This window comes from Variovorax sp. GrIS 2.14 (genome assembly GCF_046115955.1).
Taxonomy (GTDB): domain Bacteria; phylum Pseudomonadota; class Gammaproteobacteria; order Burkholderiales; family Burkholderiaceae_C; genus Variovorax.
Window position 1 is genome coordinate 114,647 of record NZ_JBJXIA010000005.1, and the last position, 23,975, is coordinate 138,621.

Annotated in this window: 24 protein-coding genes; 16 read left to right on the top strand and 8 right to left on the bottom strand. The window is 63.0% G+C overall.

Annotated elements, in window-relative coordinates; all coding sequences use genetic code 11:
* Positions 1-9: 9 nt before the first annotated feature.
* Positions 10-1,476 (bottom strand): glucose-6-phosphate dehydrogenase, encoded by a 1,467-nt coding sequence (gene zwf / locus RCH10_RS10555; protein ID WP_323501134.1) that lies wholly within the window; start codon positions 1,474-1,476, stop codon positions 10-12.
* Between the two features lie 157 nt (positions 1,477-1,633).
* On the opposite strand from zwf, the gene RCH10_RS10560 reads away from it, so the two are divergent.
* The 3 genes from RCH10_RS10560 (at position 1,634) to RCH10_RS10570 (ending at position 6,136) form a co-directional block, all read left to right on the top strand.
* Entirely contained in the window at positions 1,634-2,674 is a 1,041-nt protein-coding gene (locus RCH10_RS10560; RefSeq protein WP_323501135.1) for an NADP-dependent oxidoreductase, read from the top strand.
* 115 nt (positions 2,675-2,789) lie between these two features.
* Positions 2,790-3,764 carry a Bug family tripartite tricarboxylate transporter substrate binding protein gene (locus tag RCH10_RS10565; protein WP_409052318.1) on the top strand — a complete coding sequence of 325 codons (975 nt, stop codon included), beginning with the start codon at positions 2,790-2,792 and terminating at the stop codon, positions 3,762-3,764.
* Positions 3,764-6,136, top strand: a complete 2,373-nt coding sequence (locus tag RCH10_RS10570) for a cytochrome P450/oxidoreductase (RefSeq protein WP_409052319.1) — start codon at positions 3,764-3,766, stop codon at positions 6,134-6,136. Before RCH10_RS10565 ends, RCH10_RS10570 begins: the two co-directional genes overlap by 1 nt.
* A gap of 32 nt (positions 6,137-6,168) precedes the next feature.
* On the opposite strand, the gene RCH10_RS10575 is transcribed toward RCH10_RS10570, so the two are convergent.
* The 3 genes from RCH10_RS10575 to RCH10_RS10585 all read right to left on the bottom strand — a co-directional run bounded on the left by RCH10_RS10575 (position 6,169) and on the right by RCH10_RS10585 (position 9,127).
* Positions 6,169-6,552 (bottom strand): tautomerase family protein, encoded by a 384-nt coding sequence (locus tag RCH10_RS10575; RefSeq protein WP_323501137.1) that lies wholly within the window; start codon positions 6,550-6,552, stop codon positions 6,169-6,171.
* A 91-nt stretch (positions 6,553-6,643) separates the two neighbouring features.
* The gene (locus RCH10_RS10580; RefSeq protein ID WP_409052320.1) at positions 6,644-7,516 is read right to left on the bottom strand and encodes a DMT family transporter; all 873 of its coding nucleotides are present in this window, start codon (positions 7,514-7,516) and stop codon (positions 6,644-6,646) included.
* A 75-nt stretch (positions 7,517-7,591) separates the two neighbouring features.
* Complete coding sequence (locus RCH10_RS10585; protein WP_323501139.1) at positions 7,592-9,127, bottom strand: class I adenylate-forming enzyme family protein; 1,536 nt, start codon at positions 9,125-9,127, stop codon at positions 7,592-7,594.
* A gap of 241 nt (positions 9,128-9,368) precedes the next feature.
* Here RCH10_RS10585 and RCH10_RS10590 point away from each other — a divergent pair, with 241 nt between their 5' ends.
* Entirely contained in the window at positions 9,369-9,617 is a 249-nt protein-coding gene (locus RCH10_RS10590) for a hypothetical protein (RefSeq protein ID WP_323501140.1), read from the top strand.
* A 37-nt stretch (positions 9,618-9,654) separates the two neighbouring features.
* On the opposite strand, the gene lipA is transcribed toward RCH10_RS10590, so the two are convergent.
* From lipA to RCH10_RS10610, 4 genes are all read right to left on the bottom strand, one after another.
* On the bottom strand, positions 9,655-10,635 hold the full coding sequence (lipA, locus tag RCH10_RS10595) for a lipoyl synthase (protein WP_409052321.1): 981 nt from the start codon (positions 10,633-10,635) through the stop codon (positions 9,655-9,657).
* A 20-nt stretch (positions 10,636-10,655) separates the two neighbouring features.
* Positions 10,656-11,375: a lipoyl(octanoyl) transferase LipB gene (gene lipB / locus RCH10_RS10600; protein WP_409052478.1), complete on the bottom strand. Its 720-nt coding sequence runs from the start codon at positions 11,373-11,375 to the stop codon at positions 10,656-10,658.
* A gap of 124 nt (positions 11,376-11,499) precedes the next feature.
* Positions 11,500-11,781 (bottom strand): YbeD family protein, encoded by a 282-nt coding sequence (locus RCH10_RS10605; protein WP_409052322.1) that lies wholly within the window; start codon positions 11,779-11,781, stop codon positions 11,500-11,502.
* A gap of 24 nt (positions 11,782-11,805) precedes the next feature.
* Entirely contained in the window at positions 11,806-12,678 is an 873-nt protein-coding gene (locus tag RCH10_RS10610; RefSeq protein WP_409052323.1) for an aminotransferase class IV, read from the bottom strand.
* A gap of 176 nt (positions 12,679-12,854) precedes the next feature.
* Between RCH10_RS10610 and RCH10_RS10615 the strand changes: the two genes are divergently transcribed.
* From RCH10_RS10615 to RCH10_RS10670, 12 genes are all read left to right on the top strand, one after another.
* Positions 12,855-13,340, top strand: coding sequence for an ATP synthase subunit I (locus RCH10_RS10615; RefSeq protein ID WP_409052324.1), 486 nt, complete (start codon positions 12,855-12,857; stop codon positions 13,338-13,340).
* Positions 13,341-13,356: 16 nt separating this feature from the next.
* Positions 13,357-14,226 carry a F0F1 ATP synthase subunit A gene (atpB, locus tag RCH10_RS10620; protein WP_323498762.1) on the top strand — a complete coding sequence of 290 codons (870 nt, stop codon included), beginning with the start codon at positions 13,357-13,359 and terminating at the stop codon, positions 14,224-14,226.
* 69 nt (positions 14,227-14,295) lie between these two features.
* Complete coding sequence (gene atpE / locus RCH10_RS10625; RefSeq protein ID WP_007830191.1) at positions 14,296-14,559, top strand: F0F1 ATP synthase subunit C; 264 nt, start codon at positions 14,296-14,298, stop codon at positions 14,557-14,559.
* Positions 14,560-14,645: 86 nt separating this feature from the next.
* A complete protein-coding gene (locus RCH10_RS10630; RefSeq protein WP_187054005.1) occupies positions 14,646-15,116 on the top strand; it encodes a F0F1 ATP synthase subunit B in 471 nt (156 codons plus the stop codon).
* Between the two features lie 6 nt (positions 15,117-15,122).
* Positions 15,123-15,653 (top strand): F0F1 ATP synthase subunit delta, encoded by a 531-nt coding sequence (locus RCH10_RS10635; protein WP_187054006.1) that lies wholly within the window; start codon positions 15,123-15,125, stop codon positions 15,651-15,653.
* 45 nt (positions 15,654-15,698) lie between these two features.
* A complete protein-coding gene (gene atpA, locus RCH10_RS10640; RefSeq protein ID WP_187054007.1) occupies positions 15,699-17,252 on the top strand; it encodes a F0F1 ATP synthase subunit alpha in 1,554 nt (517 codons plus the stop codon).
* Positions 17,253-17,285: 33 nt separating this feature from the next.
* A complete protein-coding gene (atpG, locus tag RCH10_RS10645) occupies positions 17,286-18,161 on the top strand; it encodes a F0F1 ATP synthase subunit gamma (protein WP_187054008.1) in 876 nt (291 codons plus the stop codon).
* A gap of 53 nt (positions 18,162-18,214) precedes the next feature.
* Positions 18,215-19,627, top strand: coding sequence for a F0F1 ATP synthase subunit beta (gene atpD, locus RCH10_RS10650; protein WP_187054009.1), 1,413 nt, complete (start codon positions 18,215-18,217; stop codon positions 19,625-19,627).
* A 12-nt stretch (positions 19,628-19,639) separates the two neighbouring features.
* Positions 19,640-20,059, top strand: coding sequence for a F0F1 ATP synthase subunit epsilon (locus RCH10_RS10655; RefSeq protein WP_187054010.1), 420 nt, complete (start codon positions 19,640-19,642; stop codon positions 20,057-20,059).
* Between the two features lie 221 nt (positions 20,060-20,280).
* On the top strand, positions 20,281-21,450 hold the full coding sequence (locus tag RCH10_RS10660) for an ROK family protein (protein WP_187054840.1): 1,170 nt from the start codon (positions 20,281-20,283) through the stop codon (positions 21,448-21,450).
* Complete coding sequence (locus RCH10_RS10665; RefSeq protein ID WP_409052325.1) at positions 21,447-22,976, top strand: sugar ABC transporter ATP-binding protein; 1,530 nt, start codon at positions 21,447-21,449, stop codon at positions 22,974-22,976. The genes RCH10_RS10660 and RCH10_RS10665 overlap by 4 nt, the downstream gene beginning before the upstream one ends.
* On the top strand, positions 22,954-23,970 hold the full coding sequence (locus tag RCH10_RS10670) for an ABC transporter permease (RefSeq protein ID WP_409052326.1): 1,017 nt from the start codon (positions 22,954-22,956) through the stop codon (positions 23,968-23,970). The genes RCH10_RS10665 and RCH10_RS10670 overlap by 23 nt, the downstream gene beginning before the upstream one ends.
* The last annotated feature ends 5 nt before the right edge of the window (positions 23,971-23,975 follow it).

The window sequence follows — 23,975 nt, forward strand, 5'->3', positions numbered from 1 at the left end:
TGCGCACGCTCAGCTGCCGACCTTGTTCGGGTCGCGCCAGGCCCGCTCGAAAGGGAGCCGCCACGCGTGCGGCGCGATCAACTGGTGCACCGCCTTCGGTCCCCACGATCCCTGCGCATACAAGCGTACCGGCGGCGGTGATTCCAGCAGGCCGGTCGACACCTGCCAGAGTCGCTCGATGCCTTCGGCCGTGGTGAACAGCGTGCGGTCGCCGCGCATGGCGTCGAGGATCAGCCGCTCATAGGCTTCGAGCACGTCACCGGCCAGGCCGGTGTCGTGCATGGCGAACTGCAGGCTCAGTTTGTCGAGCCGCATGCCGGGGCCGGGGCGCTTGCCGTAGAACGACAGCGACATCTTCGAGGCGTCGGCCAGGTCGAAGGTCAGGTGATCGGGCCCTTGTGCCCCGACGCCCGAGCCGGGCGGAAACATGCTCTTGGGCGGCTCGCGAAAGGCGATGGAGATGATGCGCTGCCCTTCGGCCAACCGCTTTCCTGTGCGCAGATAAAAAGGCACGCCGGCCCATCGCCAGTTGTCGATGTGGCACTTGAGCGCGATGAAGGTTTCGGTGTCCGAGTCCGGATCGACGCCCTCTTCGGCGCGATAGCCAGCGTACTGTCCGCGCACCACGTCCGCCGGGACGATCGGCAGCATGCTGCGAAACACCTTGTTCTTTTCCTCGCCGATGGGTGCTGGTTCCAGCGCGGTCGGAGGCTCCATCGCCATGAAGGCCAGGATCTGGAACAGGTGCGTGACCACCATGTCGCGGTAGGCGCCGGTCTGCTCGTAGAAGCCGGCGCGCTTGCCGAGGCCCAGCGTCTCGGGCACGTCGATCTGTACGTGGTCGATGAAATTTCGGTTCCAGATCGGCTCGAACAAGCCGTTGGCGAAGCGGAAGGCCAGGATGTTCTGCGCCGGCTCCTTGCCCAGAAAGTGATCGATGCGAAAGATCTGCTCTTCCGCGAAGACTTCGTGCAGCTTGGAGTTCAGTGTGACGGCGCTCGCAAGGTTGGTGCCGAAGGGCTTTTCCATCACGATCCGGGCGCGCTCGACCAGGCCGGCTTCGCCGAGCGTGCGCACCACCGTCAGCGCCGCGCTGGGTGGCACGCTCAGGTAGTGCAACCTTCGGCATTCCGCACCGCCGAAGGAAGCCTCGGCCTTCTCGACCGCCGCCTTCAGCGCGGGCGCGCCGGCCGACAACGGCACGTAGTCGAGCGTGGCTGAGAAGGCGTCCCACTCGGCGGTCGTGAACTTGCGGCTGCCGAACTCGTCGAGCGCCGATCGCGCGCTGGCCCGGAAGGCCTCGATGTCCATCTCGTCCAGCGAGCAGCCGATGATCCGGCACGACGGAATGAAGCCCGAGGTGCAGAGATGAAAGAGGCCGGGCAGCAACTTGCGTCGCGCCAGGTCGCCGGTGGCGCCGACCAGTACCACCACCTGTGGAAAGCGCGGGCCGACGCCCGGTGGGATCTTCGCCATGCGGTTACCTCTTACTGTTGTAGTCCCGAGGAGCAAGCGAATTCAGTGCCAACCGCGTTGTGGAGCGTTTGCGTTGACGGCTTTGTCGCCTGCGCTACCGGCGCGGCCCCGACGCGCGACTAGCATTCCGGCTCATCACAACGAAGGAGACAACACCATGACCGCTCTCGTCAACCACCAGGTTCGCCTTGCCAAACGCCCCGACGCCGCTGCCACGCGCGAGCATTGGAGCTTTACCGACGAGGCGGTCGGCGAGCCGGCCGACGGCGGCGTGCTGGTCAAGACCTTGTCGCTGTCGCTCGACCCCGCCATGCGCGGCTGGCTCAACGACGCCAGGAGCTACATCCCACCGGTCGCCATCGGCGAGGTGATGCGGGCCGGCGGTATCGGCAGGATCATCGCTTCGAAAAATCCGGCCTTCGCGGTCGGCGATACGGTGTACGGCACGCTCGGCGTGCAGGAGTACATCGTGATTGCGCAAGACGAGTTGAAGCGCAATGGCTTGGTCAAGATCGACCTCCGCGCCGGCAGCATCGGCCAGTGGCTCAACGTGCTCGGCATGCCGGGCATGACCGGCTACTTCGGCCTGATGGATGTCGGCCAGCCGAAGGAGGGCGAGACCGTCGTGGTGTCGGGCGCAGCAGGCGCGGTCGGACAGACCGTCGGCCAGCTCGCGAAGATCAAGGGTTGCCGCGTGGTCGGTATCGCCGGCGGCGAGGCCAAGTGCAAGTGGGTGGTCCAAGAGCTGGGCTTCGACGCCTGCATCGACTACAAAGCTGGCGAGGGCGCGGTGCGCGCGGGCCTGAAAGAGCATTGCCCCAAGGGTGTGGACATCTACTTCGACAACGTCGGTGGTGACATCCTCGACGCGGTATTGGCCAAGCTCGCACGCAAAGCGCGCGTCATCATTTGCGGCGCCATCAGCCAGTACAACAACGCCAACAGCATGCCCGCTGCTGGCCCGCGCAACTACCTGAGCCTGCTGGTGAATCGCGCGCGCATGGAAGGCATCGTGGTGTTCGACTACGCCGACCGTTACCCGATCGCGATCAAGGAATTGGCCGGCTACCTGAAAGACGGTCGCATGAAGAGCAAGGAAGACGTGGTCAAGGGCATCGAGACTTTTCCCGAGTCGCTCAACAAGCTTTTTGCCGGCGAGAACTTCGGCAAGCTGGTGCTCGAAGTCGCGACCGACTGAGGCTGTCCGATCGAGGCAATTTGTGCCGTGTCGTCACGGTAAACACCCATGAAGAATCGGGCCCGGCAGAGGACACTAAGCCGGGCTTTTTATCGATCACTGTTTGGAGACATGCATGAAGAAAATTTTGGCGATCTGCCTGCTGGCACTGCCTTTGCTCGCCGCGTCGGGCGCCATGGCGCAGGCGCAAACCTTTCCCTCCAAGCCGATCCGCTGGGTCGTGCCTTACGCGGCAGGCGGCGGCTCCGACTTTCTGGCGCGCTCCATCAGCCAGGTGATGTCGACGCAGATCGGTCAGTCGATCCTGGTCGACAACAAGCCGGGTGGCAACACAGCGATCGGCGCTTCGGAAGTGGCACGCGCGGCGCCCGACGGCTACACGGTGCTGTCGGCCGACAACGGCACGCTGGTCTACAACCCGGTGCTCTACAAGACGCTGAGCTACAGCCCGACCAAAGACCTGGCGCCGGTCACGTTGATGGGTCGCTTCCCGATGATCCTGGTGGTCGGTCCGGGCATCTCGGTCAAAGACGCCAAGGACTTCATCGCGCAGGCCAAGGCCAAGCCCGGCGGGCTCAACTACGCATCGGCCGGCGCCGGCAGTCCGCACCATCTGGCGATGGAATTGCTCAAGTCGGAAGCCGGCCTTTTCATGGTCCACGCGCCGTACCGCGGTGCCGCGCCAGCGCTTGCCGATGTGGCCGGTGGACAGGTGCCGGCGATGATGGTCGACTTGGCGGCCGGTGCCGGCTTCATCAAGGGCGGCAAGGTCAAGGCGTTGGCGGTGGCCAACGCAACGCGCCTGCCGCAGTTGCCTGACGTGCCGACCTTCGCCGAGCTGGGCTACAAGAACGTCGAGGCCGCTGCGCTGGTCGGGATGGTGGTGCCCGCCGCGACACCGCCCGAGGTGATCGCTGCGCTCAACAAGCAGGTGGTCGCGGCCATCAACGACCCCGCAGTGCACAAGCGGCTCGAAGACTTCGGCGTGGAGCCGGTCGGCAACACGCCGGCACAGTTCGCCGAGCTGCTCAGAACGGAAGCCGTGCGCTGGCAAAAGCTGATCCGCGACCTGAAAATAACGCTGGATTGATGAGCACGCTCGAACCCCCGGTCCGCGGTGCGGGCTGCCCGGTGGCGCACGGGCCGTTGTCCGCGGAGCGCACGCCCACCGGTTGCCCGGTGAGTCGGCGCGCGGCCGACTTTGATCCGTTCGAAGACGGCTACCAGCAAGACCCGCCGGAGTACGTGCGCTGGGCGCGTGAGCAAGAGCCGATCTTCTGGAGCCCCAAGCTCGGCTACTGGGTCGTCACGCGCTACGACGACATCAAGGCGATCTTTCGGGACAACATCACTTTCAGCCCGTCGATCGCGCTCGAAAAGATCACCCCGACCGGCGACGAAGCCAATGCGGTGCTGGCGTCTTACGGCTTCGCGCTGAACCGCACGCTGGTCAACGAAGACGAGCCCGCGCACATGCCACGGCGCCGCGCGCTGATGCACTCGTTCACACCTGAAGAACTGAAGCACCACGAGCCGATGGTGCGGCAACTTGCGCGTGAGTACGTCGACCGTTTCATCGACGACGGCAAGGCCGATCTGGTCGACCAGATGCTGTGGGAGATCCCGCTGACGGTAGCGCTGCACTTCCTCGGCGTACCCGAAGAAGACATGGACACGCTGCGCAAGTACTCGATCGCGCACACCGTCAACACTTGGGGCCGGCCCAAGCCCGAAGAGCAGGTGGCGGTGGCCCACGCGGTCGGCAACTTCTGGCAGTTCGCTGGCAAGGTGCTCGACAAGATGCGCCAGGATCTCGATGGCCCCGGTGGCGCGGAAAGTGGCGGATGGATGCAATATGGTTTGCGCAAGCAACGCGAGCTGCCCGATGTCGTCACCGATTCGTACCTGCACTCGATGATGATGGCCGGCATCGTGGCCGCGCACGAAACCACAGCCAATGCGTCTGCCAATGCGATGAAGCTGCTGCTGCAGCATCCGGACGCGTGGCGCGAAATGTGTGAAGACGCGAGCCTGATTCCTAACGCGGTCGAAGAGTGCCTGCGCCATAACGGCTCGGTCGCGGCCTGGCGCCGCATGGTCACGAAAGATTCGCGCATCGACGGTGTCGATCTGCCGGCGGGCTCCAAGCTGCTCATCGTGACCTCGTCGGCCAACCACGACGAGGCGCACTTTCCCGATGGCGATCTGTTCGACATCCGGCGCGACAACGCGAGCGACCATCTCACCTTCGGCTATGGCTCGCACCAGTGCATGGGCAAGAACCTGGCGCGCATGGAGATGCAGATTTTTCTGGAGGAGTTCAGTCGGCGCCTGCCGCACATGCGTCTCGCGTCGCAACAGTTCAGCTATGTGCCCAACACGTCGTTTCGCGGACCCGAGCATTTGTGGGTCGAGTGGGACCCGGTGCACAACCCCGAGCGCGCACATCCCGCGTTGCGTCGTCCGCAAGGCGTCGAGCCATTACGGCTAGGTGAACCGTCGAAGAGTGCGATCACTCGGCCGGTGGTGGTCGAGAGCGTCACGCCGGTGGCCGAAGGCATCGTCAAGCTGCGCGTGGTCGCACCCGATGGACGACCGATGCCGCGTTGGGCGCCGGGCTCGCACATCGACATCGAATGCGGACATCCCGATGTGTCGCGCCAGTACTCGCTGTGCGGTAATCCTGCAGATACGAGCGCGTTCGAGATCGCGGTGCTGCGCGACCCGGAGAGCCGCGGTGGATCGAGCTGGGTCCATACGTCGATTCAGGTCGGCGACAAGCTCAAGATCCGCGGGCCGCGCAATCACTTTCATCTCGACGAGTCCGTGCGCAAGCTCATCTTCATCGCGGGCGGCATCGGTATCACGCCTATCAGTGCGATGGCGCGACGCGCCAAGGAACTCGGCATCGACTACGAGCTGCACTACAGCGGTCGACGCCGCGCCACGATGGCATTTCTGGATGCGTTGCGCACGTTGCATGGAGACCGGTTGAAGGTCTATGCGCAGGACGAAGGCGGGCGCAACGACTTGGCGGCGCTGCTCGCCACACCCGAAATGGGCACGCAGGTCTACGCGTGCGGTCCGCTGCGGATGCTGCAAGCGCTCGAAGCGCATTGCGCCGCGTGGCCCGAAGACACGCTGCACATCGAGCATTTCGTATCGACCTTGCGCACGCTCGACCCGTCACGCGAGCGTGACTTCGATGTCGAGTTGAAAGACTCCGGCATCGTCGTGCATGTGGCCGCGGACCAGACCGTGCTGTCGGCCCTGCGCGCCGCCAACATCGACGTGCAGAGCGATTGCGAAGAAGGCCTGTGCGGCTCGTGCGAAGTGCGCGTGCTGTCAGGCAAGGTGGATCATCGCGACGTGGTGCTCACGCGCGCCGAGCGCGAGGCCGGTGTGAAGATGATGACCTGCTGCTCGCGTGCGTGCGGCGATCGACTGGTACTCGAACTTTGACGCTTGCTCACCGCTGAGCACCTCGAATCAAGTCAGGTCACATACTGCGCCTCGCCATTGCCGAACGACCAGTTCTCCTTGCGCACCTCGACAAGATTGATGAAGACGTCCTCGCGTCGCATGCCCAGTCGTTCGTGCAGCCCATCGACGATGGCCTTGTAGAAGGTTTGCTTCTGCTCGACCGTGCGCCCTTCGTTCAGCGTGATCTGGATCAGCACGCAGTCGGCGGTGCGCTGGATGCCCATGTAGGTCTTGTCGACGATGAGGTCGTCCGGCGCGTGCTCGGTGATGATCTGGAATCGATCGTCCTTCGGCACGTTGATGGTCGCGATCATCGCGTTGTAGATGACGTCGCCGATGGTCTGGCGCTGCGCGACCGATTTGCCGCGTGCGAGGTCGATGCGAACGAGGGGCATGAGGATCTCCTTGGGGTCAATTGGGGCTGTGCCTTGGATGAAGATACTGCCTTGGCGAGCCGAATGCCATTGAATCGATAGCGAGCAGAGCCTATGCGGCTGGCGCGCGACCCGCGCGACCGCTTGCGCGCGAGCCCATGAGTGCGGCGGCGATGATCAGCGCGGCCGCCAACGCGATCGACCATGTGAGCGGGCGACCCGTCACCAGCAGGAGCAGAGCCGTCGAGGCCAGCGGTGTGAGGTAACTCAGGATGCCGATCTGCCGCGCGTCGCCACGCTTGAGCGCCATGTCCCAGACGAAGAAAGCCGCGCCGAGTGGGCCTAGGCCGCACAGCACGATCAGCATCCAGTCCTTGCCGACGAGCGTTGCCGATGGTTCCAGCAGCGCATGGCACACCAGAGCAAGCGCGCCCGACACGAGGCCGAACAGGCCGATGGCCGACGTCGGAAAGGCCGCGACCCGCTTGGTCCACAGCGAATAGCTGGCCCAGATAAAGGCCGAACCGAGCGCCGGAACGAAGCCCCAGTACTCGGTCACTGCAGACGATGCCGTGCCGCTGCGTGCGCCGAGGATGGCAACGGCGGCACCCACGAAGCCGAGCAGTGCAGCGACGATGTGCAACGGCCGCAACGACACGCCCGGCAGCAGCAACGGTGCCAACACCACCATGAACAACGGCCACAGGTAGTTCACCAGATTGGCCTCGATCGGTGGCGCGTGACGCAGTGCGATGAACAGCAGAAAGTGAAAGCCGAAGAGGCCGTAGATGCCGAGCGCGAGCGTCGTCTTCGGCACCTTCCAGGCCGCGCGGTCGCGCAGCACCAGTGGCCAGCTCGGCATGCTTCCGATGATGAGCGCGAGTCCCGTCAGGAGAAAAGGCGGAACGTGCGACAGCGCGCTGCCGAGCGAAGCGAGCGTGGCCCAGATGGCGATGGCGGTGAGAGCGTAGAGAGTCGAAGACATGGCGCGCGAGCTTAGAGCACGTGTCGCGGGCGTCGATGCGCGGGCCTCAGTCGCGCATCGATATGCGCGGAAGACTTAACGCACCCGCTCGCGCAACTCGCGCTTCAACACCTTGCCGATCGCACTGCGCGGCAGCTCGTCGATCCAATGCAAGGCCGACAGTCGCTGCGTCTTGCCGAGCTGCGCATTGGTCCATTGCAAGAGCGTGTCCTCAGGCGTGTCGTCGCCTGCGCGGCGCACCACGAACGCCACCGGCGTTTCGCCCCATTGTTCGGACGGAACACCGACCACGGCAACATCCGCGACGGCCGGATGCGCGCGCACCACGGCCTCGAGATCACTCGGGTAGATGTTGAAGCCGCCGCTGATGACCAAGTCCTTCTTTCGGTCGAACAGCGTGAGAAAGCCGTCGGCATCGAAGCGACCGACATCGCCGGTGCGGATGAACCGTTTGCCTGTTGCATCGAACCATTCGGCCTCGCGCGTTTTTTCGGGCTGGCGGTGGTAGCCGGTCATCATGCCGGCCGAACTGCCGACGACCTCGCCATCGGCGCCCGGTGCGACCTCGCGACCGTCTTCATCGATAAGCCGAATGTCGCTGCCTTCGGCCGCCCGCCCGACAGTGTGCAGTTTGGTCGGGTGCAGGTGTGCCTCGAGGATGCAGGTGCCACCGCCTTCGGTCATGCCATAGAACTCGATCAGCCCGCCGGGCCAGCGCGCGAGCACGTCGGCCTTGAGAGCGGCACCGAACGGTGCGCTGGTGCTGAACTTGGCACGAAACGATGACAGGTCGTGGTCGCCGAAGGCCAAATTCGCCATCAGGCGCTGGTACTGAACCGGCACGAGCATCGTGTGCGTGACGCGATGTTGCTCGGCGAGTGTCAGGTAGCCGACCGCATCGAACTTCGGCATCAGGATCACGCAGCCGCCGAACGCCAGCGTCGGAAAAAAGACGACCAGCGTGGTGTTGGAGTACAGCGGTGTCGAGAGCAGCGTGACGGTGTCGCGGCCGTAGCCGTATTTGGCGCCACGCTGAACGTGCGCCCAGCGCATGCCGTGACCTTGCACGATGCCTTTGGGCTCGCCGGTGGTGCCCGATGAATAGATGATGTTGAAAGGCCACGACGGCTGCACCTCGACCGCGGCGGGCTGGGCGCCGACGGGCAACAACCAGTCATCGAATGTGCGGCCGGCGTTCGAGCCGTCAAGCGTGATGCGGGTCGGCGTGGGTGCGTTGCCGGTGCCGGCGGCAGTCGATGCATCGATGAACAGCAGGCGCGCTTCGGCGTCTTCCATCATTCGGGCCAGGCTGGCGGACGTCGATCCGGGCGCCAGCGGTGCCACGGCGACTCCGGCACGCAACGCGCCCAGAAACACGGCTGCGTACGGCACCGAAGCCGCTGCGCAAATTGCGATAGCGTCACCGGCGCCCAGACCGTCGCGCTGCAGGCTCGCCGCGATGCGGTCCATCAGCGCGTCGAGTTCGGCGTAGTTCAGCGTGGTGCCGGCATCGCGCAGAGCGGGGCGCTCGGGGTTTTGCCGTGCGTGGAGCGCGATGAGGTCGGAAATCGCGCCGAAAACGCGATCGATGGCGGTCTGGAAGGTGTCCATCAGGGTTTGATCTGGCTGAAAAGAGGTGGTGGGGCGAGAGTAAAGCTCAGTCAAAGCTATGTATCAGGGATTACCGGGAGGCGGGAGCCGTCAACCCGGTCCACGGGCAGGGCGTTGTCTGCACATGACGAATACTTTCAATACGATCCTTATGATCAATGTGGTTCGCGCAGACGACAAGCGTTCAGGCCCGCCAACGCGACAGCCGCAGCCCCGTCGGTCCAGCTCTAGCTGAGCATTCATGACTGAAAACAAGATCGCCCGATGCGCAAGCGCCGCGGTGGTACTCGGACTTTTGCTCGCGACTGCAGGTTGCGTCGTGGCCCCTGGCCCATACGGCGCGCCGGGGCCGGTGTATGTCGAGCCGCCGATCATTTCGGTAACGCCGACCTATGTGAGCCCGGGCGTCGGCTTCATCTGGATGCAGCACCCTCGCTACGGTTACGGCTGGCACCACCCGCAATACGGCTGGCATCGCGGCTGGCGCTGAGAAGTCCGGCTGCAGGCTTTTCAGCCCGTCAACGGCGTTAAACGCCCGCTGCGTGCGCCTGCTGGTCGGCGTGGTAACTGCTGCGCACCATCGCACCCACTGCGGCATGGCTAAAACCCATCTTGTAGGCCTCTTCCTCGAACATCTTGAAGGTGTCCGGGTGCACATAGCGGCGCACCGGCAGGTGTGAGGTCGATGGCGACAGGTACTGGCCAATGGTCAGCATGTCGATCTCGTTTTCGCGCATGTCGCGCATCACTTGCAAAATTTCTTCGTCGGTCTCGCCCAGGCCCACCATGATGCCGCTCTTGGTCGGTACTTTCGGATGCAACGCCTTGAACTTCTTCAGCAGGTTCAAGCTGAACTGGTAGTCGCTGCCGGGACGCGCTTCTTTGTACAGGCGCGGCGCGGTTTCCAGGTTGTGGTTCATCACATCTGGCGGCGCGAGCTTCAAAATCTCCAGCGCGCGGTCGTCGCGGCCGCGGAAGTCGGGCACCAGAATTTCGATCTGCGTCATCGGCGAGAGTTCGCGGATGTTGCGGATGCAGTCGACGAAGTGCTGGCTGCCACCATCGCGCAAATCGTCCCTGTCGACGCTGGTGATCACCACGTACTTCAACTTCAGCCTGGCGATGGTCTTCGCCAAATTCAGCGGCTCGTCCTTGTCGAGGGGGTCGGGTCGGCCGTGGCCGACATCGCAGAACGGGCAGCGCCGCGTGCACTTGTCGCCCATGATCATGAAGGTCGCGGTGCCGTTGCCGAAGCATTCGCCGATGTTCGGGCACGACGCTTCTTCGCACACCGTGTGCAGGTTGCTTTCCCGCAGGATCTGCTTGATCTCGTAGAAGCGCGTTGTCGGCGAACCGGCGCGCACCCGAATCCACTCCGGCTTTTTCAGCACCTCGCCCTGGATTACCTTCACCGGAATGCGCGACAGCTTGGCTGCGGCCTTCTGCTTGGCAAGCGGGTTGTAGGTTTCCTGGCTCTGGATGTCGCGGACGACTTCGGTGGTGCTCATATCGGACTGCTAGGGCGGGATCAGGGTGCGAGGGCGGTGATGAGCTTCTGGCTCAAAACCCGGGCAGCGTCGTCCCAAGTGGTTTGGACGCCAATTGTAGAAAGGTCGACTGTTTTCAGCCCCGCGTAGCCGCAAGGGTTGATGCGCGAGAAGGGTTCGAGATCCATCGCGACATTGAGCGCAACACCGTGGTACGTGCAATGGCGGCTGACTTTGATGCCGAGCGCGGCGATCTTGCCGAGGCCGGCGAAGGTGTCGATCGGCAGTGCACCCGCGGATGTGCTGGCTAACGTTCCCATCGATGCAGGCATTGCCGATGAGGCCAGCCGCGCATGCGAAAACGGATCGTCCAGCCGGACGTAAATACCCGGCGCGCCAACGATGCGATGCCCTGTCACGCCGAAATGCGCCAACGTGCGGAGCACCGATTCTTCAATGCGATAGACGTACTCTTTGACGTAGTAGCCAGCGCGGCGCAGATCGAGCAACGGGTAGGCGACGACCTGGCCCGGCCCGTGATAAGTCACCTGACCGCCGCGGTCGGATTGCACGATCGGGATGTCGCCGGCGTCGATGATATGGCCCCGCTTGCCCGCGAGACCCTGCGTGAAAACCGCGTCGTGTTCGCACAGCCAGAGCATGTCGGGTGTTTCTGCGGTGCGTTCCTGCGTGAAATTTTTCATCTCGGCGAAGGTCGCTGCGTAGTCGGCAGGGCCAAGCCGCTGCACTTCGATCGGCATCGGCTCTTGCGGTGCGTCGATATGTTGCGAAGTCGCCGGAGCGGTCATTTCGCCTCCGGCCCTGCGTGCAGCGCGGGCGTCGCGCAGCGAAGTTGTCTTCGGCGCTCCAGTGAACGCGAAAGCCTCAAAGAACGACCTTGACTGAAGGGTGCGACGACAGCGCCCGATACAGCTCATCGAGCTGTTCACGACTGGTAGCGGTGACGGTGATCGTCACGCCCAGGTAGTTGCCGGCCTTGCTGTCGCGCAGTTCGACCGTGTTCGCGTCGAAGCCCGGATCGAACCGTTCGGCGATCTGCGTGATGACATGCACGAAACCGTCGGCCTTGACGCCCATCACCTTGATCGGGAACTGGGACGGGTATGCGATCAGCGATTCCTGTTTAATGGGATCAGGCGTGCTCATGACGGGCTCCGTAGGGTGTTTCGGTTAGCGATTGCGCTGCTTCGCGTCCTGGTAAGCCGCGTACAGTTTTCGATAGATGGGGCCGGGTCGGCCTTTGCCAATGGGTTGGCCATCGAGCGTCACCACTGGCAACACTTCCTTGGTCGCGGACGACAGCAGCAATTCGTCGGCGCCGAACACTTCGTCCCGCTTGATGCGCCGCAATTCGAAGGGGGTGCCGCTGTCACCGCACAGTCGTTCGAACAATCCGTAACGAATGCCGGCCAGCACGAGTTCGTCTTTGGGTGATCCGCTCATGCGGCCGTCTTTGACGACCCATACGTTGCTGGACGACGCTTCGCTCAGGAACTCGCCGCGGAACATCACGGTCTCGGTGGCGCCAGCGTCCACGCTGATCTGCCGCGCCAGCACCGCGCCCAGCAGGCTCGTGGCCTTGATGTGCGCTTTTTGCCAGCGAAAGTCGGCGGCGGTGACGCAACTAACACCCGCAGCGCGCACCGCATCGGGCACCGGCTTCATAGGGTTGACCATCGCGAACACGGTCGGCATTAGGCCTTTCGGCATCGCGTGGTCTCGAAGCGCCACCCCACGCGTCACCTGGTAGTAGACGGTTTGCGGCAAGGCGTCGCCCGGTGCGGCGAGCCGCATCGTGATATTGCGCCACTGGTCTAGAGTGAGCGGGTTATCGATCTGCAACTCGGCCAGAGACCGACCCAGCCGCGCCATGTGTTCGTCGAAGCAAAAAGGTCGCCCTTCATAGACCGGGACGACTTCGTAGACACCATCCCCGAAAATAAAACCCCGGTCGAGCACGCTCACTTTGGCGTCACGCAGCGGGGTGTACTCCCCATCGAGGTAGCAGAGCGTCTCGGGCAAGGCGTTGGCGATCGGGTGCATGAGGAATTATGGTCGGCCGGCCTTGGTGTGCTCTTGGTCAAGGCAAAGGTTTCGCTCTCGCTGCACGTTTTGCGCATTGGTGTGCGGTCATGCCTGGAAAGGCATTGGATTTACTTATAATCAATGGCTTTGTAGAAATTCCTGATCGCTCTGCGCTGTCCCCGGGCTTCACTCCAATGAAAAAAATTGCCCGGGACCACGTGGATACTTTTGATACGCAAGTAAACGACCAGGAAGCTGACTTCAAGCCGCTCACGGCCGAAGAGGCGCAGGCGTTGAGGGCTAAGAGCCCGTCGGTTTCCCTTTGGCGGGTGATCGCGGGCCAGTTGGTGGTCGGGGTGCTGGTGGCTTTGGCCGCCTGGGGCCTGACCGGGAGGCAAAATCTAGGTTGGTCGGCTGGGTACGGCGCGCTGGCAGTGGTCATTCCCGCTGCGGTGTTCGCGCGGGGGCTGACCGGCAAGTTTTCTTCCCTGAATCCGGGCACCGCGGTGTTTGGATTCTTTTTGTGGGAAATGGTCAAGATGGCCTTGTCGCTCGCGATGTTGATCGCGGCGCCAAGGCTGATTACGGCGCTGAGCTGGCCTGCAATGCTGGTCGGTTTGGTGGTCACAATGAAGGCGGCCTGGTTGGCGGTGGCGTTAACGCCCCGGCGCCGGCAATAACGAGACAAGTAACGGAATGGCTGCTGAAAACGCTGCGGAACACGGTCCAACAGCTGGTGAATACATCGTTCACCACTTGACGCATCTGCAAAGCTCCAAGCCGGGTGGCGTAGCCGATTTTTCGGTCTTCAATTTCGATTCATTGTTTTTCTCGATCGCGCTCGGCGCGCTCGGTTGCTTTTTCTTGTGGCTGGCTGCGCGCAAGGCGACGTCGGGCGTGCCTGGACGGTTCCAGGCCTTTGTCGAACTGCTCGTCGAAATGGTTGATCAGCAGGCCAAGGGCATCGTGCACAACGCCCAGAGCCGCAAGTTCGTCGCGCCGCTCGCGCTGACGATCTTCGTGTGGATTTTCATGCTTAACGCGATGGACCTGTTCCCGGTGGATCTGTTCCCGTTCATCTGGGAAAAGGTCTATGGCGCGGCCGGTGGCGATCCGCATCACGCCTACCTTCGCGTAGTGCCGACCGCCGATCTGTCGATCAGCATGGGTATGTCGGTTGCGGTGCTGCTCATCTGCCTGTACTACAACATCAAGATCAAGGGCCTTGGCGGTTGGGTTCACGAGCTTTTCACTGCGCCCTTCGGCAATCATTGGGCGTTGTACCCGTTCAACTTCGCGATGCAGATCATCGAGTTCGTCGCCAAGACGGTTTCGCATGGCATGCGGCTGTTCGGCAACATGTACGCCGGGGAGCTGATCTTTTTGCTGATCGCCCTGATGGGCGGCGCCTGGTCGTTGTCGGCGACCGGTATCCTGCTCGCGCTGGGCCACATAGTGGCTGGTACGGCATGGGCCATCTTCCACATCCTGATCATCACGCTGCAAGCGTTCGTGTTCATGATGCTGGCGCTGGTCTACGTGGGTCAGGCCCACGATCAACATTGATCTTCGGATCGACCCAGTTTCGTTTTCTGTTTTCTGTTTCTCGTCAACCAAAGTCCTCTAGGAGTCATCATGGAAGTTATTAGCTTTGTTGCACTGGCCGCCGGCCTCATCATCGGTCTGGGCGCTGTCGGCGCATGCATCGGCATCGGCATCATGGGCAGCAAGTACCTCGAATCGGCTGCACGCCAACCCGAACTCATGGGCGAACTGCAAACCAAGATGTTCCTGCTGGCTGGTCTGATCGACGCCGCTTTCATTATTGGTACCGGTATTGCGTTGTGGTTTGCTACGGCCAACCCTTTCCTGGCGCAAATCGCCAACCTGCCCAAGTAAGTGCTTCTCGTCGGACCTTCGATGTCGTTTCCCTGTTTTTCACTGGTGAGATGGCCTCGGTTTCAATCCCATAGAGAGGGTAAAAAGTGAGCATTACCGGTACCCTGATCGTTCAGATGATCGTGTTCCTGATCCTGGTTGGTTTCACGATGAAGTTCGTGTGGCCGCCGATCACGAAGGCGCTCGACGAGCGCGCCGCGAAGATCGCCGAAGGCCTCGCTGCTGCCGACAAGGCCAAGTCCGAGTTGTCCGCCGCCAACAAGCGCGTGGAAGTCGAACTCGGCCAGGCGCGCAACGAGTCCGCGCAACGCGTGGCCGATGCTGAGCGTCGCGCACAGGCCATCATCGAAGAAGCCAAGTCGCGTGCGACCGAAGAGGGCAGCAAGATCGTTGCAGCCGCGCGCGTCGAAGCCGATCAGCAAGCGCTGAAGGCACGCGAAGCATTGCGCGAGCAAGTTGCAGCACTCGCCGTTAAGGGCGCAGAGCAGATCCTGCGCAAGGAAGTGAATCCGGCCGTGCACGCCGATTTGCTGGCCCGCCTGCAGACCGAGCTTTGAGGCACCATGGCTGAACTCGCCACCATCGCACGTCCTTACGCCGAGGCGCTGTTCAAAGCGTCTTCGTCGAACCTCGGTGCCACCAGCGCCTGGCTCGACAAGCTGGCCGTGATCTCGACCGACCCTGCCTTGCTGCAGTTCGCCAGCGGCCCGCGTACGACCACCGAGCAAATGCTCGGGATCGTAACGAGTGCCAACGGTGCGCCGCTGACGGCACCTGCGCAGAACTTTCTGGGCGCGTTGCTCGACAACGGCCGTTTTGCGGTGCTGCCGGAAATTGCGAAGCAGTTCCGGGCACTCGCGAATGCCCGAAGCGGTTCTTCGGACGCCATCGTGTACAGCGCTTTCCCAATCGACGACGCAGCCCTGGTCGGCGTGTCGGCCGCGCTCGAAAAGCGCTTCGGCCGCAAGCTGCAGGTGACGGTTCAGCAAGAGCCGGCGCTCATCGGCGGCATTCGTGTGGTGGTCGGCGACGAGGTGCTCGACACCTCCGTCAAAGCGCGCCTCGAACAAATGAAAGTTGCGCTGGCGGCCTGACGGCCCCCAGCCTCCAGCCCTTTACAAAGAAAGAAGGAAAGAGTCATGCAACTCAATTCCGCAGAAATTTCCGAGCTGATCAAGAGCCGTATCGAAGGCCTCGGCGTCAGCGCGAACATTCGCAATGAAGGCACCGTGGTGTCCGTTACCGACGGCATCGTGCGCGTGCATGGTCTGTCCGATGCGATGCAGGGCGAAATGCTCGAGTTCCCGCCGACAGCCGACGGCACTCCGACTTACGGGCTGGCACTGAATCTCGAGCGTGACTCCGTCGGTTCTGTGATTCTGGGCGAGTACGAGCACATCTCCGAAGGCGATACCGTGAAGTGCACGGGCCGCATTCTCGAGGTGCCCGTGGGCCCGGAACTGATCGGCCGCGTGGTGAATGCACTGGGTCAGCCGATCGACGGCAAGGGCCCGATCAACGCCAAGATGACCGACGTGATCGAAAAGGTCGCTCCGGGCGTGATCGCCCGCAAGTCTGTCGACCAGCCGCTGCAAACCGGTCTCAAGTCGATCGATTCAATGGTGCCGATCGGCCGCGGTCAGCGCGAGCTGATCATCGGTGACCGCCAGACCGGTAAGACCGCCGTCGCGATCGACGCGATCATCAACCAGAAGGGCCAGAACGTCACTTGCGTCTACGTCGCGATTGGCCAGAAGGCTTCCTCGATCAAGAACGTGGTGCGTGCGCTCGAGCAAGCGGGTGCTATGGACTACACCATCGTGGTCGCTGCTTCCGCATCGGAATCGGCCGCCATGCAGTACGTGTCGGCCTACTCGGGCTGCACCATGGGCGAGTATTTCCGCGACCGCGGAGAAGACGCGCTGATCGTGTACGACGACCTTTCCAAGCAGGCCGTGGCCTACCGCCAGGTGTCGCTGCTGCTGCGTCGGCCACCAGGTCGCGAAGCCTACCCAGGCGACGTGTTCTATCTCCACAGCCGCCTGCTCGAGCGCGCCGCCCGCGTGAACGAAAAATACGTCGAAGACTTCACCAAGGGTGCAGTCAAGGGTAAGACCGGTTCACTGACGGCGCTGCCAATCATCGAGACACAAGCCGGCGACGTGTCCGCGTTCGTGCCGACCAACGTGATCTCGATTACCGATGGCCAGATTTTTCTGGAGACCAATCTTTTCAACGCCGGTATACGTCCTGCCATCAATGCGGGCATCTCGGTGTCGCGCGTCGGTTCGGCTGCGCAGACAAAGATCATCAAAAGTCTGTCAGGCGGCATTCGTACCGACTTGGCGCAGTACCGTGAACTGGCCGCGTTCGCGCAGTTCGCGTCCGACCTCGACGAAGCCACCCGCAAGCAACTCGACCGTGGGGCCCGCGTGACCGAACTGCTCAAGCAGGCGCAATACAGCCCGCTGCCTGTCTCGTTGATGGGTGCGACGCTGTTCGCGGTGAACAAGGGCTTCATGGACGATCTCGAGATCAAGAAGGTGCTGCCGTTCGAACACGGTCTGCATCAATTCCTGAAGTCGAGTTACGCACCGCTCCTCGACAAGATCGAAAAAGCCAAGGCGCTCGACAAGGATGCGGAAGCCGAATTGACGGCCGCCGTCACCGCTTTCAAGAAGTCGTTCGCCTGATCGCCCCGATCGACCTGACGACAAGGAACTGACATGGCAGCAGGTAAGGAAATCCGCGGCAAGATCAAATCGGTGGAGAACACCAAGAAGATCACCAAGGCCATGGAAATGGTCTCGGTTTCCAAGATGCGCAAGGCGCAGGAACGCATGCGTGCCGCTCGCCCCTACAGCGAAAAAATCCGCAACATCGCGGCCAATCTCGGCAAGGCGAACCCGGAATACACGCACGCGTTCATGAAGACGAACGAGGCCAAGGCGGTCGGTTTCATCATCGTGACGAGCGACAAGGGCCTGTGTGGCGGGTTGAACACCAACCTGCTGCGTGCAGTGACCGTGAAGCTGCGCGAGGCGCAAAACGCCGGCATCGCCATCGAATCAGTCGCGATCGGCAGCAAGGGGCTCGGCTTCTTGAATCGCATCGGCGCGCGCGTCGTGGCGCACGTGACCCATTTGGGTGACGTGCCGCACCTCGACAAGCTGATCGGCCCGGTCAAGACGCTGCTCGACGCTTACGCCGAAGGCAAGATCTCGGCGGTGTACCTCTGCTACACGAAGTTCATCAACACCATCAAGCAAGAACCGCTGGTGGAACAGTTGCTGCCGTTGGCCGTCGATTCGCTTCAAACCGAGCCGGGCGCACATTCGTGGGACTACATCTACGAGCCCGATGCGCAGAGCGTCATCGACGAGTTGCTGGTGCGCTATGTCGAATCGCTGGTCTATCAGGCGGTTGCCGAGAACATGGCGTCGGAGCATTCGGCGCGCATGGTCGCGATGAAGGCAGCAACCGACAACGCGGGCAATGTGATCGGCGAGCTGAAGCTGATCTACAACAAGACGCGTCAGGCCGGCATCACCAAAGAACTGTCCGAGATCGTCGCAGGTGCGGCAGCCGCCGCCGGCGTTTAAGTCTCAGCGCTTCAGTCGACGTTCTCAAACAAACAACTTTTATCGGAGCACACATGGCTCAAGCAATCGCAGAAGGCAAGATCGTTCAATGCATCGGCGCCGTGGTCGACGTGGAATTCCCGCGTGACCAGATGCCGAAGATTTACGACGCGCTCAAGTTCGCCGGCAGCGCGCTGACGCTCGAAGTCCAGCAGCAGCTCGGCGACGGCATCGTGCGCACCATTGCGCTCGGTTCGTCCGACGGCCTGCGCCGCGGCCTGATCGTGACCAACACGAACGCGCCCATCACGGTGCCGGTCGGCAAGGCTACGCTCGGTCGCATCATGGACGTGCTTGGCGCGCCCATCGACGAACGCGGCCCGGTCAGCCAGGAACTTACCGCATCGATCCACCGCAAGGCGCCTGCCTACGACGAGCTTTCGCCGTCGCAGGACCTGCTGGAAACCGGCATCAAGGTGATCGACCTGATCTGCCCTTTCGCCAAGGGCGGCAAGGTGGGCCTGTTCGGTGGCGCCGGAGTGGGCAAGACCGTGAACATGATGGAACTCATCAACAACATCGCCAAGGCCCACTCGGGCGTGTCTGTGTTCGCAGGTGTGGGCGAGCGGACCCGTGAGGGCAACGACTTCTATCATGAGATGGCCGACTCCGGCGTCGTGAACCTCGAGAACCTCGAGGAGTCGAAAGTGGCCATGGTCTACGGCCAGATGAACGAGCCTCCGGGCAACCGTCTGCGCGTGGCGCTGACCGGTCTGACCATCGCAGAATCGTTCCGCGACGAAGGCCGTGACGTGCTCTTCTTCGTCGACAACATCTACCGCTACACGCTGGCCGGTACCGAAGTGTCGGCACTGCTGGGCCGTATGCCTTCCGCCGTGGGCTACCAGCCCACGCTGGCTGAAGAAATGGGCCGCCTGCAAGAGCGGATCACGTCGACCAAGGTCGGCTCGATCACTTCGATCCAGGCCGTCTACGTGCCAGCCGACGATTACACCGATCCGTCGCCTGCCACTACCTTCGCCCACCTGGATTCGACCGTCGCGCTGTCGCGTGACATCGCTTCGCTCGGCATCTACCCCGCTGTGGACCCGCTCGATTCGACCTCACGCCAGCTCGACCCCAACGTGGTCGGCGAAGAGCACTACAACACGGCCCGCGCCGTGCAGGGCATGCTGCAGCGCTACAAGGAACTGCGCGACATCATCGCGATTCTGGGCATGGACGAACTCGCGCCGGACGACAAGCTCGCCGTGGCCCGCGCCCGCAAGATCCAGCGCTTTTTCTCGCAACCGTTCCACGTGGCAGAAGTGTTCACCGGAACACCGGGCAAATACGTGCCACTGGCCGAGACCATCCGTGGTTTCAAGATGATCGTCAACGGCGAAGCCGACCACCTGCCGGAACAAGCGTTCTACATGGTGGGCGGTATCGACGAGGCGTTCGAAAAGGCCAAGAAGGTCGCTTAACAAGGAATCACCATGGCAGGCACTATTCATGTGGACGTGGTCAGCGCGGAAGAATCGATCTTCTCGGGCGAAGCCAAGTTCGTCGCGCTGCCCGGTGAAGCCGGCGAGCTCGGCATCTTTCCGCGCCACACGCCGCTGATCACGCGCATCCGCCCTGGGGCCGTGCGAATCGAGATGGCCGACGGCGGCGAAGAGTTCGTCTTCGTGGCGGGCGGCATTCTCGAAGTGCAGCCGCACTCGGTTACCGTGCTTTCCGACACCGCCATCCGCGGCAAGGACCTGGATGACGAGAAGGCCAACGTCGCCAAGGCAGCTGCCGAAGAAGCGCTCAAGAACGCCAAGACCGACATCGACATCGCGATGGCGCAGTCGGAGCTTGCGGTCATGGCGGCACAACTCGCGGCACTGCGCAAATACCGCGACAAGAAGTGATCGTCACGCTTACTTGAGATCAGGCCGCCTGCGGGCGGCTTTTTCGTGGCCGCACCAAAGCGGGTCCTACCGCAACACTTCGAACTAAACATATCCGAAGTTCAGCCTTGTCTGGCTGAAGCCACGCCTCTAATATTCGCGTTCGCCCGGCATCAAGACCGGCGCAACGAGACATGGAGACACAACGCTTGGCACGTTGGAGCGCACTCACCGCCGACGAGATGCAACTGCTGGAGACGACCTTTTGGTCGACCGGCGGTTCGCGTCACGGCATGGCGGAGCGCCTTGGTTTTTCCAAAAGCAAAGCCAATGCGCTGATCGCCGGGCTGGTCGATCAAGGGCTGCTCGCCGAGTCGGGACTGCAAAAATCCTCCGGCGGCCGCCGCGCAGAGAACCTTCAACTGAACGTCGCGCTCGGCGTGCTCATCGGCATCGACATCGGCGCGACCAGCATCGACGTCGCCGTGCTGGGACCCGACCTCACTGTGCTGGCGCACCACTCTGAGCCGGCCGATGTGCGCGACGGCCCCGGCGTCTTGCTGGCCCGCGTGCGCACATTGATGCGCGAGCTGCTCACGCGTTGCGGCAGCAGCGCCAAAGAGGTGATTGGCATCGGCATCGGTGTGCCTGGTCCGGTCAACTTCGAGAACGGTCAACTGGTCAACCCGCCATTGATGCCGGCATGGGACAGCTTCTCGATCCGCGACTACCTGCGCGAAGACTATGCCGCACCCGTCTTCGTCGACAACGACGTCAACCTGATGGCGCTCGGCGAACTCTGGCGCCTGCAACGCTCGCTCTCCAACTTTCTGGTAATCAAGGTCGGCACCGGCATCGGCTGCGGCATCGTGTGCCACGGCGAGGTGTACCGCGGTGCTGCCGGTGCAGCGGGCGACGTCGGCCACATCTGCGTCGACCAGGAAGGGCCGCGCTGTCATTGCGGCAACCTCGGGTGTGTCGAAGTGATGGCGGCGGGCCCGGCGATCACGCGCATGGCCGTGGCGGCGGCAGAAGCGGGCCAGAGCGCCGCGCTGGCCGAATGCCTGCGTGCCCACGGAACGATCGAAGCGCTCGACGTCGGCCACGCCAGCCGCGAAGGCGACGCTGCGGCCAACGCCATCATCCAGCGCGCCGGCAGTCTGATAGGCCAGATGCTGGCGTCGGTCGTCAACTTCTTCAATCCATCGCACGTGTTCATCGGCGGCGGCATCACGCGAATCGGCCCGCTTTTTCTGGCGTCGGTCCGTCAGAGCGTTTACCAGCGGTCGCTGGCGCTCTCGACGCGGCACCTCGAAATTCAGTACACGCCGCTGGGCACCCAGGGCGGTTTGATCGGCGCGGGCGTGCTGGCCATGCAAGAGACGCTCAGGGTGCGTGGAGTGGCGCCATGATCAGTGGCTCTGGCGTGTCCGTCGAGTTCGACAACGTTGTCAAGGCGTTCGGCGCGGTGCAGGTGCTGCACGGCGTGAGCTTCGCGTTGGCGCCCGGCCGCGTCTACGGCTTGCTCGGCGAAAACGGCGCCGGCAAGTCGACATTGATGAAGATCCTGGCCGGCTACGAGCCGTTGACCGGCGGCGCATTGCGCGTCAACGGCACGCAGCAGGTATTCGCGAGCTCGAGAGACGCCGAGGCGCTCGGCATCGTGCTGATCCACCAGGAGTTCAACCTCGCTGAAGATTTGAGCGTCGCGCAAAACATCTTCCTGGGGCACGAGAAAAAAAGAGGCTGGCTGCTCGACGACGCCTCGATGGAACGCGACGCTGCCGCTGCACTCGCGCAGGTCGGGCTGCAAGTCGATCCGACGACCAAGGTGCGCCGCCTCATCGTCGCCGAGAAGCAACTGGTCGAGATCGCCAAGGCCGTTGCGCGTCGCGCCCGCCTGCTCATCATGGACGAGCCAACCGCCACGCTCACGCCCGGCGAAACCGAGCGCCTCTTCAAGCTCATCGCGCAGCTCCGCGCCGATGGCGTGACCATCGTCTACATCTCGCACAAGCTCGATGAAGTCGAGCGCGTGACCGACGAAGTGATCGTGATGCGCGACGGCCGATTCGTCGCGCGCTCGCTGACGGCCGACATCACACGCCATCAGATGGCGAACCTCATGGTCGGCCGCGAACTGTCGGACCTGTACCCTCCGCGCGACGTGGTCGTGACGGCCGATGCGCCCGCGATGACGGTGCGCAATTTCAGCGTGCCCGGTTGGGCGCAGGGCGCGAGCTTCGAAGTGCGCCCCGGCGAAATCCTCGGCTTCGCCGGCCTTGTCGGCGCTGGTCGAACCGAACTCTTCGAAGGTCTGCTCGGCTTGCGGCCCGCGAGCGGCAGCGTGGAGATGCTAGGCAAGCCGGTGCCCGGCGCCGCCGGATGGCGCAACCCGCGAGATGCTGCCAAGCATGGGCTGACCTACCTCAGCGAAGACCGCAAGGGGAAGGGCCTCCACGTCGATTTCGGACTGCGCCAGAACCTCACGCTGATGGCGCTCGAGCGCTACGCCCAGCCTTGGCTAAAGCCTGATGTGGAGCGCGCGGCGCTGGCCGAGGCGATAAAGGACTTTGGCATTCGCACCGGATCACCCGACGTCAAGGCGTCCTCTCTGTCGGGGGGCAACCAGCAGAAGCTGGCACTCGCCAAAGTGCTGCAGCCGCACCCGAAGGTCGTAGTGCTCGACGAGCCGACGCGCGGCGTCGACGTGGGCGCCAAGCGCGACATCTATTTCCTGATCCAGCGACTCGCCCGTGAAGGGCTCGCAGTGATCGTCATCTCGTCCGAACTGATGGAACTGATCGGCCTGTGCCACCGCGTGGCGGTGATGCGCGCAGGCCGCATCGTCGCCACGCTGGACGCAGAGCATCTGACAGAAGAGGAGCTGATCGCTCATGCCACCGGAACCGCAAATGCCACCGCCCAAGCTGACTGAATCGACCGAGTCGACCCATCGCGCCGAGGCCCGGCCGCGCTGGACGGAGCGACTGCGCGCCGTCGGCCCGGTGCTCGGACTCGTGCTCCTTTGCATCGTCGGTACGGCGCTCAACAGCGATTTCGCGACCGTCGACAACGCGATGAACGTGCTCACGCGCACTGCCTTCATCGGCATCATCGCGGTCGGCATGTGCTTCGTCATCATTTCCGGAGGCATCGATTTGTCGGTTGGCTCGATGGCGGCGCTGATCGCGGGCAGCGTGATCATGTTCATCAACTGGGCCGGACCGGCATTCGGCTCGCCCCTGCTCGCGGTGGTCATGGGCGCGGTGCTGGCGGTCGTGCTGGGCGCCGTGTTCGGACTGGCGCACGGCCTGCTCATCACCAAGGGGCGCATCGAACCTTTCATCGTGACGCTCGGCACCCTCGGCATCTTTCGCGCCTATCTCACCTACTTCGCCGACGGCGGTGCACTCACGCTCGACAACAACCTGTCGGACCTCTATGCACCGGTGTACTACGCCAGTATTTTCAGCATTCCGATCCCGGTGTGGGTCTTCGTGATCGTCGCCATCATCGGCGGCATCATCCTCAACCGCACGGCGTATGGCCGCTACGTGCAGGCGATCGGATCGAACGAACAAGTGGCGCGCTACGCCGCTGTCGATGTCGACCGCGTGAAGATCCTGACTTACGCGCTGCTCGGCGTGTGCGTCGGCATCGCGACGCTGTTGTACGTGCCTCGTCTCGGCTCCGCTTCGCCGACCACCGGCCTGCTGTGGGAGCTCGAAGCCATCGCAGCCGTGATCGTCGGCGGCACGGCGTTGAAAGGCGGCGCGGGCAGCATCACCGGTACGGTCATCGGCGCCATCCTGCTCTCGGTCATCAGCAACATCCTGAACCTCACCAGCGTCATCAGCGTGTACCTCAACGCGGCGGTGCAGGGTTTCGTGATCATCAGCGTCGCGTTCCTGCAGCGCGGTCGTCGCTAGTTCGA